The organism is Mycobacterium sp. 1245499.0, assembly GCF_001673615.1.
Taxonomy (GTDB): Bacteria; Actinomycetota; Actinomycetes; order Mycobacteriales; family Mycobacteriaceae; genus Mycobacterium; species Mycobacterium europaeum_A.
The window spans coordinates 1-12,419 of record NZ_LZMG01000347.1; the positions used below are offsets into that span (position 1 = coordinate 1).

The window sequence follows — 12,419 nt, forward strand, 5'->3', positions numbered from 1 at the left end:
GGCGCCATCCCGGTGCTGGCGATTTATGGCATCCCGCACCGCGACTGTGGCAGTTTCGCCGCCGGCGGCATTGGCGTCGCCGACATACTTCCCGACCGTGCCTGCCGACCCGCCCGGGACGATCCAGTACGCCTGCGGCGTGTTGGCGATGGCGGTCAGCTCGGGACTCGGCGGATCGGCGCTCTGCGAGGCGCGCATGGCCGCCGATGTCGGGTTGACGTAGAACGGCGCCCCGGCCAGCGGGTCGCCGTCGGCGGCCAGCTGCACCGGCGGGGCGGGACGGACCTGCACGGGGGCCGCAACCAGGCCCATGCCGGCGACGGCCGCAACCGTAATTAAGGGGACGATCCACCGTGCGGCTGCACCTGCAGCTGAGAAGTTCACCTGAGGAAAATTAGTGGCTCGCAAGCATCGAGCGCCAATCGACGGTTCGGTCTACTGAGGACGGCTACGGCGACCCGCTTACATCGAGCCGCGCCCGCCGGGACCGCCGGCAAGCAGGCCGGCCGCGAAGGCCGCGCCCTTGTCGATCACCGCGGCGTTGGTCGAATACGTGTCATGCGCGGCGAAATTCATCCCGTCGGAACAGATGGGGTCCTCGGCGGCGCACACCTGGATGGTCTTGGCCTGATAGAGCGGGCCGATGGCAACCGGCGGCTCACCGAAGAAGTTCATCGCCTTCTCGTTGGGCAAGGCGAAGAGCACGACCGAGGAGACGTGGTTGGCGATTTCCGGATCCAGCGGTTTGGGGACGCTCGCGGGATCGATCCCATCAGGTACGACGGGCGAGGTGACGAAGCCCATCACGGCCGCCCCTTGGGAGTAACCACCGAGCACCATCTTGGTGTTGGGGCAGTCGTGCGCCATCGACACGACGTGTGCGGCAGCGTCTCTGACGCCGGCCTCACCCGCGTTTGTCCAGTCATGCGTGGCGGGGTAATCGACCGCGTAGACGTCGAACGATTTTGCGCCGACGCGCGGCTGCAGCGAGTCGACGAATGCCTGCCCGGTCGGACCGAGGCCGGGCGGATCGTCAGTGCCGCGGGCGAACACGACCTGCACATCCGGGCACGGACCGGCGGTTGCGGCGGGGATGGCGGTCACGAGGGCCGAAGCGGCGGCGCCCGACGCCGCGGCTACCGCTGAAGCAACAAGACAAGGGCCGTGACGTGCGCTCATGCCGCTGTTTGCCCAAAATCGTGATTTTTAAACCGCGGCCATCTGCCGCCGACCGGCGTGAGCCGGGGACGGCGCGCAGAATTCGCTCATGGAACGATCAGCCGGTTCCAGCAAATCTGGCAACCGCTTACGTCCGTGCAGTCTTGGCGGTGGCGGAGGGATTTGAACCCTCGGACGGTTTTAGCCGTCACACGCTTTCGAGGCGTGCTCCTTAGGCCGCTCGGACACGCCACCGCCGAGCAGCTTACCCAACGGCGGGCCCGTCACCCCAATCGCTGGCGGGCGAAGAAGGCCTCCAGTGGCGCGGCACACTCCTGCGCCAGCACACCACCGCGCACTTCGGGGCGGTGATTGAGCCGCCGGTCGCGGACGACATCCCACAACGATCCGACCGCCCCCGTCTTGGGCTCCCAGGCCCCGAACACCAGGCGGGCGATGCGCGACAGCACCAGCGCACCCGCGCACATGGTGCACGGTTCGACGGTGACCGCCAGCGTGGCGCCCTCCAGCCGCCACCCGTCGCCGAGCACCTCGGCGGCCGCGCGCAGCGCCAGGATCTCGGCGTGCGCCGTCGGGTCGCCCAGGGCCTCGCGGGCGTTCACCGCGCGGGCCAACTCGGTTCCGTCGGCGCCGACCACCACCGCACCGATGGGCACGTCACGAGGACCCGCCGTCGCGGCAACCGACAGCGCGGACCGGATCAGGTCTTCGTCAGATCTCACCGACCGGTCCTGATGGCGGCGACCCGCCGCGCTTGCGATCACCGACCGAGGCGGTCGATCACCGCCGACAGCTGGTCGGCGAAGCCCATCTCGCGGGCGATGCGGCCCAGCTGCTCGTCGGCGTACAGATCGGTCTCGTCGACGATGACGCCCAGGACCGCCTCGGGAAGCCCGATGTCGGACAACAACCCTAAGTCGCCCTCTTCGAATGGATCCGAGTCCTCCAGGTCCTCCGGATCGAGGTCGGCGTCCAGCTTGTCGAGCACTTCCGCGGCGATGTCGTAATCGAGCGCGGCGGTGGCATCCGAGAGCAACAACCGCGTCCCCGACGGCGCCGGCCGCACGATGACGAAGAATTCGTCGTCGACGTCCAGCAGGCCGAAGACCGCCCCGGAACTGCGCAATTCACGCAACTCCGTCTCGGCGGCCGACAGGCTTGTGAGCGACTTACGGGCCATCGGGGCGCAGCGCCACTGGCCCTCTTCACGCACCACCGCGACGCCGAAACCGTCCGGCGTGTCCGCGGACAGGCCCTGGGCAGAGGCCCGTTGTGCTCCCATGGCCGCTTACGGTAGTCCCTGACCAGGCCCCTGACCAGATGGCGGCGGGTCGCCTCGACATCTGGCGGCACCGCCCCCGACCGGATGTGCCAACCTTGGAATGTGGCACGCCCTCCTTCAAAGACACCGGTGTGTGTGCTCGGGCTGGGGCTGATCGGCGGCTCGATAATGCGGGCCGCCACCGCGGCCGGCCGTGACGTGTTCGGCTATAACCGCTCGGTCGAGGGCGCCCAGGCCGCGACCGCCGACGGCTTCGATGCCACCACCGACCTGACCGCGACGCTGTCTCGCGCCGCCGACACCGGGGCGCTGATCGTGCTGGCCGTGCCGATGCCGGCGATGGCGGGCATGCTCGCCCACGTCAAGGAGACGGCCCCGCACTGCCCGCTGACCGATGTCACCAGCGTCAAGCAGGCGGTGCTCGATCAGGTCGTCGCGGCGGGGCTGCAGGAACGCTTCGTGGGGGGCCATCCGATGGCGGGCACCGCGCATTCGGGGTGGACGGCCGGGTATGCCGGGTTGTTCACCGGGGCTCCGTGGGTCGTCAGCGTCGACGACCACGTCGACCCGGCGGTCTGGTCGACGGTGATGACGTTGGCGCTCGACTGCGGCGCCGTCGTGGTGCCGGCCCGATCCGACGAGCACGATGCCGCCGCGGCGGCCATCTCGCATCTGCCCCACCTGCTCGCCGAGGCGCTGGCGGTGGTGGCCGGAGACGTGCCGTTGGCCTTCGCGTTGGCCGCCGGCTCGTTCCGCGACGGGACCCGGGTCGCGGCGACCGCCCCGGACCTGGTCCGGGCGATGTGCGAGGGCAACTCCGACCAGCTGGTGCCCACGGTCGACCGCCTCCTCGAGCTGCTGAGCCGCGCCCGCGAATCGCTGGCCGCGCACAATTCGGTCGCCGACCTCGCCGAATCCGGCCATGCCGCGCGCATCCGCTACGACAGCTTCCCGCGCAGCGACATCTTTCACGTCGTCGTCGGCGCGGAGAACTGGCGTCAGGAATTGGCCGCCGCGGGCCGGGCCGGTGGGGTGATCAGATCCGCTCTGCCAAGCCTGGATAGTCGACGATGAATCCCTCGTCATCGACGCTGACCGTGGTGTCGGAGATCGGCGAGCGCAGTTTGATCTCGGCCGGGCCGCCGGTGTTGCTATAGCTCACGGTGTCCGCCGTGATGGACATCTCCGGCAGGTTCACGTAGACCACAGGCAGCGTCACCGAGGCCGGCCGCTCGTATAACCCGAGCCGCCGGATGGGCAGCGCGTTGAAGAACGGGCTGAACTCCACGTCGACATCGAGCGCACCGTTGTAGGCCGCCCGACGCTCGCCCTGGTGGTCGGTGACCAGCCACATGTTCTCCTCGTCGCGGGCAAGCGAGAAGACCCGCTCCCGCTCGGCCAGGGTGACGGTCATGCCGAGCCGCTTGGTGGCGCCGGTCTCATCGGTCAGCAGGTCGTAATAGGCGCCGAACGCCGGGGTGGTTTCGGTGGCGGCGGCAATGATGCGGCCATTGGCCTTGATTCTGTTGCCGGACACCTGGACTCGTACCGATTCCATGCGGGGAGCATCCTGTGCGCGCCAGGTGAGCATCGCCTGCCACACGCGGCGAGACGGATCAGAGGGGGCTGCGTTCACTCATCTACCGTAAGACGTGCCCGCCAAGCGATGCGGAAGTGCCCGGTATGTTCGCCGCAGCCGCCCGGTGCCCGGCACCGAAATCCACACCGCCAACGCCAGCAGACCGTCGAGCACCAGCGCCAGCGCGGCCACCATCAGCGCCCCAACCAGGGCGAGATGAAACTCACGTTCCTTGATTCCGTCGATCAGGTATCTGCCCAGTCCACCGAGGCTGGCGTAGGCCGCCACGGTCGCGGTCGCCACCACCTGCAGCGTGGCGTTGCGCAGGCCACCCAGGATCAACGGCAACGCATTCGGCACCTCGACGCGCAGCAGCACCTGGGCCTCGGTCATGCCCATCGCCCGGGCGGCATCGACGACCGTGGGCTCGACATTGGCGATCCCGGCATAGGTACCGGCCAGCAGCGCCGGCACACCCAGCAGCATCAGCGCCACCAGCGACGGTCCCAGACCCAGCCCGAAGACCAGCGTGCCGAACAGCAGCACGCCCAGCGTCGGCAGGGAGCGCAAGCCGTTGACGGCGCCGACCACCAGCAGGGTGCCCCGCCCGGTGTGCCCGATGATCATGCCGACGGGAATCGCGATCAACGCAGAGGCGGCCACCGCCAGCGCGGTGTACTCGAGGTGTTCGAGGATGCGGGCGGCGAGCCCGACGGGGCCGGTCCAGTTGTCGGCGGTCAACACGTAGGAGATCGCCCGAGCGACGAAGTTCACCGCGCACCACCGACCACGGGCGCGACGACCGCGCGGCGACCGGTACGCCGCGTGGCTTGCGCCCACGGTGTTGCCAGCCGGCCGGCCACGACGATGAGCACGTCGATGACCACCGCCAACACGAACAGCGCGATGATGCCGGCCAGGATCTGATCGCTCTTGTCGGTTTGGTAGCCCTGGGTGAACCAGCTGCCCAGCCCACCGATGCCGATGACCGAACCCACGGAGACCATCGCGATGTTGGTGACCACCACCACCCGCAGTCCGGCGACGAGCACCGGAACCGAAAGCGGCAGTTCAACTTTGAGCATCCGTGTGACCGGCGAATACCCGACGGCAGTGGCGGCGTCGCGCACCTGGGCGGGCACCGCGTCCAGCGCCTCGAGCACGGCGCGCACCAGCAGCGCCGCGGTGTAGGCCGTCAACGCCACTAGCACATTGGCCTCGTCGAGGATGCGGGTCCCGATGAGCATCGGAAGCACCACGAACAGCGCCAGCGACGGGATGGTGAACACGACGCTGGCGACCGCGGTCGTCAGCCGGCGGGCGATTCGGGTGCGCTGCACCAACATTCCCAGCGGCAGGGCGATCGCCAGCCCGATCAGCACCGGCACCAACGACAGCCGCAAATGCACGACGGTCAGCCCCCAGGCGTCGTCGAGATGGCTGAGCAGATAGTGCATCGGCTAGGTCCCTCGAGGTTCCGCCGAGCCCAGGCGCTGGGCCTGGACCGCGGCCAGCACGTCGTCGGCCAGCACCCCGCCGATGACCTTGCCGTCGTCATCCACGGCGACCCCGATGCCCGACGGCGACGACAGCGCCGCATCCAGCGCGTGGCTCAGGTTGCCCCGCGGCCGAAACAGCGATCCGAGCCCGCTCATGCTGTCCGTCAACGGCATGCCGTCGCGGTGCCGACGCACTCCGGCGCCGTCGATCCAGCCGATGGGCACACCGCCCGAATCGACCACCACGGCCCACCCGCCGGAAGGCTCTGTCTGCGTGGCCTTTTCGGCCGCGACCCGCTCGACATCGTGCAGCGGCAGTCCCGCCGCGTCGAGGAGTTGTAACCATCGGTAGCCGCGGCCCAGGCCGATGAACCTCGACACGAAATCGTTGGCCGGCCGCGACAGCAACTCGGCGGGCTGGTCGAACTGTTGCAACGAACCGCCCTTGAACACCGCCACGCGATCGCCGAGCCGCAGTGCCTCATCGATGTCATGCGTGACGAAGACGATCGTCTTGTGCAATTCGGCTTGCAGGCGCAGTATTTCGTTTTGCAGGTCGTGGCGAACCACCGGGTCGACGGCGGAGAACGGCTCGTCCATCAACAGGATGGGCGGGTCGGCGGCCAGTGCGCGCGCCACGCCGACCCGTTGTTGCTCGCCGCCGGAGAGTTGCGCGGGGTAGCGGGTCGCGAGTTTGGCGTCCAGCCCGACCCGCTCGAGCACCTCGTAGGCGGCTCTGCGGGCGGCCCGGCGGCCCTGGCCCCGTAAGACGGGAACCGTTGCCACATTGTCGATTACCCGCTGGTGCGGCATCAGCCCGGCGTGCTGGATCACATACCCGATCCCGAGGCGCAGTTTCACCGGGTCGCGGGTGGACACGTCGACCCCGTCGATCGTGATGACGCCCGAAGTGGGCTCGATCATCCGATTGATCATGCGCAGCGCCGTGGTCTTGCCGCTGCCCGACGACCCGACGAACACGGTCAGCTCCCCGTTCGGGACGCTCAGGCTGAGCTGGTGCACGGCGGTGGTTCCGTCGGCGAAGGCCTTGGTGACTTTGTCGAAGACGATCAAGTCATCCTCCGATCGGATGGTTGAAGCCGTTGTCCCGTATCCAGTTTCGCGCGGCCTGATCCGGATCGATGCCCGAGTTCCCCGACACCGCCGCGTTGAGTCCGGCGACACCGGCGGTGGTCAGCTTCCTCGACACAGCGTTCAGCACGTCCCTGAGATGATCTGATTTCTTCTGCGAATTGACCAGCGGCACAATGTTTCCGGCCATGAAGTTGTGTTCGGGGTCATCGAGGGCCACCAGGTGGTTCTGCGGGATGGCCGGGGACGTGGTGAAGACGTTGGCGGCGTTGACCCTTCCCCCGACCAATGCGCGCACGGTGACCGCGCCCCCGCCGTCGTCGATGGCGACGAAGTTGCCAGGTTTGATGTCGAGCCCATACTTCTGCCGCAGTCCCGGCAGCCCGGCGGGGCGGGTCGCGAATGCCGAGGGGGCACCGAATCGCACGTCCGGTGAGTGAGGGGCCAAATCGGCGATGGTCTTCAGACTCCAGGAGTTCGCCGTCTGCGCGGTGACGCTGACGGTATCGGTGTCGGTGGCCGGCGCGGGCGCCAGGATCGACAGGTCACCGGGCAAGCGCTGGTGCAGCTCCACCTCGACGGCACCCAACATGGTGGCCTTGGACTGCGGGGCGAAATACAGCAGCAGATTGCCGATGTACTCCGGTACCAGGTCGATGGAATGGTCTTTGAGCGCAGGGATATACGTCTCCCGGCTGCCGATACCCATCCGCGTGCCCACCTCAAACCCGTTGGCCTGCAAGGCCTGTGCGTAAATCTCGGCGATGATCTGCGATTCCGGAAAGTCTCCGGAGCCGATGACTATGGAGTTGGGGCTTCGAACCTGCGCTCCCAACGGATCGGAATTGCTGCACGCCGCAACAACGCACATCGCCATCAGCAGGGCTGCCGCGCGCATGATCGTGCCTTGCGGGTGCGGCAGCGTCGTCATACCGCCGACCCTAATGCCCGAACCGCGCGGACGCTGGCCTGCGGAATTGGTGGCGGTGAATCGGTTTCATTCTGCGTCGGATAGGGCAAAGATGGCAGTATGAGCAGCCACATCCCTGCCTCGCCCGGGCAGCCGCCCCCCAAGCCCGATCCTGCGGCCAAGACCGGCGCACCCGCCAGAGAACCGGCTATCGGGTTCACCCGCGCCGGGGCACTGTGGTCCTCGCTGATCGCCGGCTTTGTGATCCTGATCCTGCTGCTGATCTTCATCACCCAGAACACGACACCGACAGACTTCCAGTTCTTGGGCTGGCACTGGAGCCAGCCCAAGGGCGTGGCGATCTTGCTGGCGGCCGTGGTCGGCGGGCTGATCACCGTTGCGGTCGGCACCGCACGGATCCTGCAGTTGCGCCGCGCGGCCAAACGGCAGCACGCGGCCGCCGCACGCTAGCCCGGCAGCTTCGCCAGTTCGGCCAGACCGCGCGAAATCAGCGGCGACACGACCTCCGGTGCGTGATCGGAGTCGGCGCCGCGGGCCTGATCCGACATGCGTCGCCGGAAGTCGATGCCGGCGGCGATGATCGCGAGCTTGAAGTAGGCCAGCGCCATGTAGAACTCCCAATGGGCCAGCGATGTACCGGCCACCAGCGAATAGCGGTCGGCCAGTTCGTCGGCCGTCGGCAACAGCGGTGACGTCCACGCGGCCTGGGCATTGACGATCAAATCCAGGGCGGGGTCGCGGTACACGCACATCAGGGCGGCGTCGGACAGCGGATCCCCCAGCGTGGAGAGCTCCCAGTCGACGACGGCACGCACCTTCGTCGGGTCGTCGGCGTCCAGGATCGTGTTATCGATCCGGTAGTCGCCATGCACGATCGAGGTCCGGCTCTGCTGCGGAATGGCTTCGCCCAGACCGGAATGCAGCCGCTCCACGTCGGCGTCGCGTCGATCCTCGGGCAACCGGACCAGCGACCACTGCGAGCCCCACCGCCGCACCTGACGCTCCAGATATCCACTCGGCTTGCCGAAATCGGCCAGCCCGACGGCGTCGGGATCGACGTTGTGCAGATCGACAAGCACCCGGATCAACGAGTCGACGCAACCCCCAATCACGGTGTGACTGAACGATTCGAGTTGAGCGCGGCGCCGAACCACCTGCCCGGCGACGAACTCGACGATCTGGAAGGGAGCGCCCAGCACCGAATCGTCCTGGCACAGCCCGATCGTGCGCGCCACCGGCACGGGGGTGTCCTGCAGCGCCGCCACGACGCGGTACTCGCGGGCCATGTCGTGCGCCGACGGGGTCAGGCCGTGCAGGGGCGGCCGGCGCACCAGCCAACTGGTGCTGTCGTCGTAGACGCGGAACGTCAGATTCGAGCGACCCCCGGAGATGAAGTCCGCGCGCAACTCGCCGTCGCGCCCGATTCCCAGCGAACGCAGGTAGGAGTCCAGCGAGGCCAGGTCGAGCCCCTCGAGTTGGTCAGCTGAAGTCACCGAACTTGTCTACCACCGCCGACCTCGACGCGGTGCACCACCTGCGAGTTGCGGGCGTGGGGTTCAGGCGCTGCCACGGCCCGCATCGTCGTCGAGCAACCTCTGGTTTCGCGGCAACAGGTCCCAGACGTGTTCGGTGGTGTTGACCGCGGCCACCGTCGCTTGACCGGACCGGGAGAACAACAGCCGAGTCACCGACGCGTAGTCGACGGGGAAGGACAGCAGGCGGGCGGTACCCAGAATTTCATGCAGCAGGACGTTGATGACCCCGCCATGGCTGAACACCGCGACCGTGTCTTCGGAATCGGCGGCCGCGACGAGGTCGTCGATCGCGGCGCGCACCCGCGCCCGAAAAGCGTCCTCGTCGACCGCGCTCGGCAGATGCCCCTGCGCCAGGCGCGCCCACTCCTCCGGCATCTCCGCGCGGATCTGCTCGACCGGGATGTACACCGGAAGGTCGCGGTCGTACTCGGCGAAGCGATCGTCGATCTCGACGCTGAGCCCGCGATCCGCCGCGACCGGCTCGGCGGTCTGGATGGCCCGGCGCTGCGGGCTGCTCACCACCCGCGAAATGGGAAACCTGGCGAGCGCCTTGGGTAGTCGTTCGATCTGGGCCAGCCCCTCCTCGGACAGGTCCGGATCGGAACCTTGGCCGTGTTCGCTGCGCAACGGCAGCGCATGCCGGACCAGAAGCACTTGCATATTTCGTCCCGTCGTTCGATGGTGGGCAGCGCCAGTTTCTTACCGCGCCCGGCGACGCCGATCTCGAGGAGGACGGATGACCGAACCGGACAGGGATTGGGACGCCACCTACCGGCAGGCCGTGCCGCCGCCGTGGAGCATCGGCCGGCCCCAACCGGAGCTGGCCCGTCTCATCGATCAGGGCAAGGTGCGCAGCGAGGTGCTGGACTCCGGCTGCGGGCATGCCGCGCTCTCGCTGACCCTGGCCGCGCTCGGCTACACCGTCGTCGGCCTGGACGCCAGCGCGACCGCAATTCGGGCGGCCACCGCCGCGGCCGCCGAGCGGGGACTGAGCACGGCGACCTTCGCGCAGGCTGACGTCACCGACTTCGGTGGCTATCCGCCTGGTTCCGACGGCCGCTTCGCCACGATTCTCGACAGCGGCCTGTTCCACGCGCTGCCGCCCCACCGGCGCCACGACTACATCCAGTCCATCTTTCGGGCCGCCGCGCCGGGAGCCGCGCTCTACATCCTGGCCTTCGCGGCCGGCGCGCTGGATGACGCCCATTCGGACCGGCCGGGCCCGCGCGGCTTCACCGAATCCGAATTGCACGACGCGGTCGCGACGCTGTGGCGCGTCGACGACCTGCGCGCGGCGAAGGTTTACGGCAACGACGACACCGGCGGGTCGTCGGATGGTCCACTGGCCCACCTGGAGCACGACGACGAGGGCCACTTCATGGCCCCAGGGTTCCTGCTGAGCGCGCACAAACCGGACTGACCGGGCTACGGCCATGGAGAATGCTATTCTCCATACGGAGATTGGGGTGTGCGCCGATGGTTGGACGGTGACTCGCGTGGGCGAACCGGGACTCGACGCGGGCGTCCTCGCCCGCTGGCTGGATGCAAACAACGCCCCGGGTGGCGGCGAGGAACCGCGGCTGACCCAGCTCAAGGGCGGCTCGCAGAACACCCTTTACCTGATCGAGCGCGGCCCGTCGGAGGCGCGGACGAGGATGGTGTTGCGGATGCCCGGCGCGCGCGCCGACGCCGCCCGCATCGACGGGCTGCTGCGGGAGATCCGCCTGGTGCGGGCGCTGTCCGGCACCGATGTCCCACACGCGGCGCTGATCGCCGCCGACGACACCGGCGACGTGCTCGGCATGCCGTTCTACGTCATGCAGGCGATCGACGGGTGGAGCCCGATGGACGGCGGGTGGCAATCGCCGTTCGACACCGACCTCGAGGCCCGGCGCGGCCTGGCCTTCCAATTGGTCGACGGCGCGGCCAAGCTGGGCCGAGTGGATTGGCGCAAACAAGGACTCGAAGGCTTCGGCCGCCCGGATGGATTCCACGAGCGGCAGGTCGATCGCTGGCTGGCGTTCCTCGACGCGTACAAGGTCCGCGAGCTGCCCGGCCTGGACGTGGCCTCCGACTGGCTGCGCCGCAACCGTCCGGCGCATTACCGGGCGGGCATCATGCACGGCGACTATCAGTTCGCCAACGTGATGTTCGCCCATGGCGAGCCGGCGCGGTTGGCCGCGATCGTGGACTGGGAGATGACCACGGTCGGTGATCCGCTGCTCGACCTGGCGTGGTGCCTGCTGGGCTACGACGGCGAGAAACCGCGCGAGGACGGGTTTTATCTCGACATGCGCGGGATGCCCACGCGCAGCGAGCTACTGGGGCACTACGAATCCGTCAGCGGGTTGTCTACCGAAAACATCGACTACTACCTGGTGCTGGCCAACTGGAAGCTGGGCATCGTGCTGGAGAAGACCTACGCGGCCGGGGTAAGGACCGGCTCGCAAAAAGGAGGAGTCGACCCGAAGATCACCGACGCGTTCGGCCCGATGATCCTGCAGCTCATCGCCACCGCGGCCGAGCTGGCCCGATCTCACAAGGTGTCCTGAAATGGGTTATGCCGAAGAGCTTTTCGACCTCACTGACCGGGTAGTCCTGATCACCGGCGGCAGCCGCGGACTGGGACGTGAGATGGCGTTCGGTGCGGCCCGCTGCGGCGCGGACGTGGTGATCGCCAGCCGCAACCTCGACAACTGCGTCTCGACCGCCAAGGAGATCGAGGCCGAGACCGGCCGTGCGGCCATGCCGTATCAGGTGCACGTGGGGCGCTGGGATCAGTTGGACGGCTTGGTGGAGAAGACCTACGAGCGGTTCGGCAAAGTCGACACGCTGATCAACAACGCAGGCATGTCGCCGCTGTACGACAAGCTCACCGACGTGACCGAGAAGTTGTTCGACGCCGTGGTCAATCTCAACCTCAAGGGGCCGTTCCGGTTGTCGGCGTTGGTCGGTGAGCGCATGGTGGCGGCGGGTCGGGGTTCGATCATCAACGTGAGCACGGCCGGATCGTTGCGGCCGACACCAGACATCATCCCCTACGCCGCGGCCAAGGCCGGGCTCAACGCCATGACCGAGGCGTTGGCGAAGGCGTTCGGACCGGCGGTGCGGGTCAACACCCTGATGGCCGGGCCTTTCCTCACCGATGTCAGCAAGGCCTGGCATCTGGATGCGGCACATCAGAATCCGTTCCAGCACCTTTCCTTGGAGCGCGCGGGCGACCCCCGCGAAATCGTCGGCGCCGCATTGTTTCTGGCATCCGATGCGTCCAGCTTCACCACCGGCTCAATTCTGCGGGCCGACGGCGGGATCCCTTAGCGAG

The 12,419-nt window shown here is 68.0% G+C and carries 15 protein-coding genes, 1 tRNA gene and 1 pseudogene; 5 read left to right on the forward strand and 12 right to left on the reverse strand.

Annotated features, from left to right (window positions below; genetic code table 11):
- From A5646_RS21335 to A5646_RS21355, 5 genes and pseudogenes are all read right to left on the reverse strand, one after another.
- A pseudogene (locus A5646_RS21335) lies at positions 1–384 on the reverse strand (1,4-beta-glucanase); the annotation flags it as partial.
- A gap of 78 nt (positions 385–462) precedes the next feature.
- Entirely contained in the window at positions 463–1,179 is a 717-nt protein-coding gene (locus tag A5646_RS21340; protein WP_066872884.1) for a cutinase family protein, read from the reverse strand.
- A 144-nt stretch (positions 1,180–1,323) separates the two neighbouring features.
- Positions 1,324–1,413, reverse strand: a tRNA-Ser gene (locus A5646_RS21345).
- Positions 1,414–1,442: 29 nt separating this feature from the next.
- The gene (locus tag A5646_RS21350) at positions 1,443–1,901 is read right to left on the reverse strand and encodes a nucleoside deaminase (RefSeq protein WP_066882509.1); all 459 of its coding nucleotides are present in this window, start codon (positions 1,899–1,901) and stop codon (positions 1,443–1,445) included.
- 38 nt (positions 1,902–1,939) lie between these two features.
- The gene (locus tag A5646_RS21355) at positions 1,940–2,461 is read right to left on the reverse strand and encodes a tRNA adenosine deaminase-associated protein (protein ID WP_066872937.1); all 522 of its coding nucleotides are present in this window, start codon (positions 2,459–2,461) and stop codon (positions 1,940–1,942) included.
- Between the two features lie 129 nt (positions 2,462–2,590).
- Here A5646_RS21355 and A5646_RS21360 point away from each other — a divergent pair, with 129 nt between their 5' ends.
- Complete coding sequence (locus A5646_RS21360; protein ID WP_197505255.1) at positions 2,591–3,535, forward strand: prephenate dehydrogenase; 945 nt, start codon at positions 2,591–2,593, stop codon at positions 3,533–3,535.
- On the opposite strand, the gene A5646_RS21365 is transcribed toward A5646_RS21360, so the two are convergent.
- The 5 genes from A5646_RS21365 to A5646_RS21385 are packed head-to-tail and all read right to left on the reverse strand — an operon-like array spanning position 3,498 to position 7,562.
- Positions 3,498–4,097 carry a putative glycolipid-binding domain-containing protein gene (locus A5646_RS21365; protein ID WP_066872942.1) on the reverse strand — a complete coding sequence of 200 codons (600 nt, stop codon included), beginning with the start codon at positions 4,095–4,097 and terminating at the stop codon, positions 3,498–3,500. The genes A5646_RS21360 and A5646_RS21365 overlap by 38 nt on opposite strands.
- Entirely contained in the window at positions 4,098–4,814 is a 717-nt protein-coding gene (locus A5646_RS21370) for an ABC transporter permease (protein ID WP_066872945.1), read from the reverse strand.
- Positions 4,811–5,497 (reverse strand): ABC transporter permease, encoded by a 687-nt coding sequence (locus A5646_RS21375; protein WP_066882462.1) that lies wholly within the window; start codon positions 5,495–5,497, stop codon positions 4,811–4,813. Before A5646_RS21375 ends, A5646_RS21370 begins: the two co-directional genes overlap by 4 nt.
- Positions 5,498–5,500: 3 nt before the next feature.
- Positions 5,501–6,613, reverse strand: coding sequence for an ABC transporter ATP-binding protein (locus A5646_RS21380; RefSeq protein WP_066882460.1), 1,113 nt, complete (start codon positions 6,611–6,613; stop codon positions 5,501–5,503).
- Between the two features lies 1 nt (position 6,614).
- A complete protein-coding gene (locus tag A5646_RS21385) occupies positions 6,615–7,562 on the reverse strand; it encodes an ABC transporter substrate-binding protein (protein WP_066882458.1) in 948 nt (315 codons plus the stop codon).
- A gap of 99 nt (positions 7,563–7,661) precedes the next feature.
- Here A5646_RS21385 and A5646_RS21390 point away from each other — a divergent pair, with 99 nt between their 5' ends.
- The gene (locus tag A5646_RS21390) at positions 7,662–8,012 is read left to right on the forward strand and encodes a lipopolysaccharide assembly LapA domain-containing protein (protein WP_066872956.1); all 351 of its coding nucleotides are present in this window, start codon (positions 7,662–7,664) and stop codon (positions 8,010–8,012) included.
- Here A5646_RS21390 and A5646_RS21395 read toward each other — a convergent pair.
- Complete coding sequence (locus A5646_RS21395; protein WP_066882456.1) at positions 8,009–9,055, reverse strand: phosphotransferase family protein; 1,047 nt, start codon at positions 9,053–9,055, stop codon at positions 8,009–8,011. The two genes, A5646_RS21390 and A5646_RS21395, sit on opposite strands and share 4 nt — an antisense overlap.
- A gap of 63 nt (positions 9,056–9,118) precedes the next feature.
- Positions 9,119–9,757, reverse strand: coding sequence for a histidine phosphatase family protein (locus A5646_RS21400; RefSeq protein ID WP_067024052.1), 639 nt, complete (start codon positions 9,755–9,757; stop codon positions 9,119–9,121).
- Between the two features lie 76 nt (positions 9,758–9,833).
- Here A5646_RS21400 and A5646_RS21405 point away from each other — a divergent pair, with 76 nt between their 5' ends.
- The 3 genes from A5646_RS21405 to A5646_RS21415 are packed head-to-tail and all read left to right on the forward strand — an operon-like array spanning position 9,834 to position 12,415.
- Positions 9,834–10,517 carry a class I SAM-dependent methyltransferase gene (locus A5646_RS21405; protein WP_066872965.1) on the forward strand — a complete coding sequence of 228 codons (684 nt, stop codon included), beginning with the start codon at positions 9,834–9,836 and terminating at the stop codon, positions 10,515–10,517.
- A gap of 13 nt (positions 10,518–10,530) precedes the next feature.
- Positions 10,531–11,649: a phosphotransferase family protein gene (locus A5646_RS21410; RefSeq protein ID WP_066882452.1), complete on the forward strand. Its 1,119-nt coding sequence runs from the start codon at positions 10,531–10,533 to the stop codon at positions 11,647–11,649.
- Position 11,650: 1 nt separating this feature from the next.
- Positions 11,651–12,415, forward strand: a complete 765-nt coding sequence (locus A5646_RS21415; protein WP_066882449.1) for an SDR family NAD(P)-dependent oxidoreductase — start codon at positions 11,651–11,653, stop codon at positions 12,413–12,415.
- Positions 12,416–12,419 lie beyond the last annotated feature (4 nt).

What these genes read in the sequence shown, in the direction of transcription:
- A5646_RS21355 (WP_066872937.1), bottom strand. Translation starts at nt 2,461, where the DNA reads ATGGGAGCACAACGGGCCTCTGCCCAGGGCCTGTCCGCGGACACGCCG.
- A5646_RS21385 (WP_066882458.1), bottom strand. Translation starts at nt 7,562, where the DNA reads ATGACGACGCTGCCGCACCCGCAAGGCACGATCATGCGCGCGGCAGCC.
- A5646_RS21405 (WP_066872965.1), top strand. Translation starts at nt 9,834, where the DNA reads ATGACCGAACCGGACAGGGATTGGGACGCCACCTACCGGCAGGCCGTG.
- A5646_RS21410 (WP_066882452.1), top strand. Translation starts at nt 10,531, where the DNA reads ATGGAGAATGCTATTCTCCATACGGAGATTGGGGTGTGCGCCGATGGT.
- A5646_RS21375 (WP_066882462.1), bottom strand. Translation starts at nt 5,497, where the DNA reads ATGCACTATCTGCTCAGCCATCTCGACGACGCCTGGGGGCTGACCGTC.
- A5646_RS21340 (WP_066872884.1), bottom strand. Translation starts at nt 1,179, where the DNA reads ATGAGCGCACGTCACGGCCCTTGTCTTGTTGCTTCAGCGGTAGCCGCG.
- A5646_RS21390 (WP_066872956.1), top strand. Translation starts at nt 7,662, where the DNA reads ATGAGCAGCCACATCCCTGCCTCGCCCGGGCAGCCGCCCCCCAAGCCC.
- A5646_RS21415 (WP_066882449.1), top strand. Translation starts at nt 11,651, where the DNA reads ATGGGTTATGCCGAAGAGCTTTTCGACCTCACTGACCGGGTAGTCCTG.
- A5646_RS21400 (WP_067024052.1), bottom strand. Translation starts at nt 9,757, where the DNA reads ATGCAAGTGCTTCTGGTCCGGCATGCGCTGCCGTTGCGCAGCGAACAC.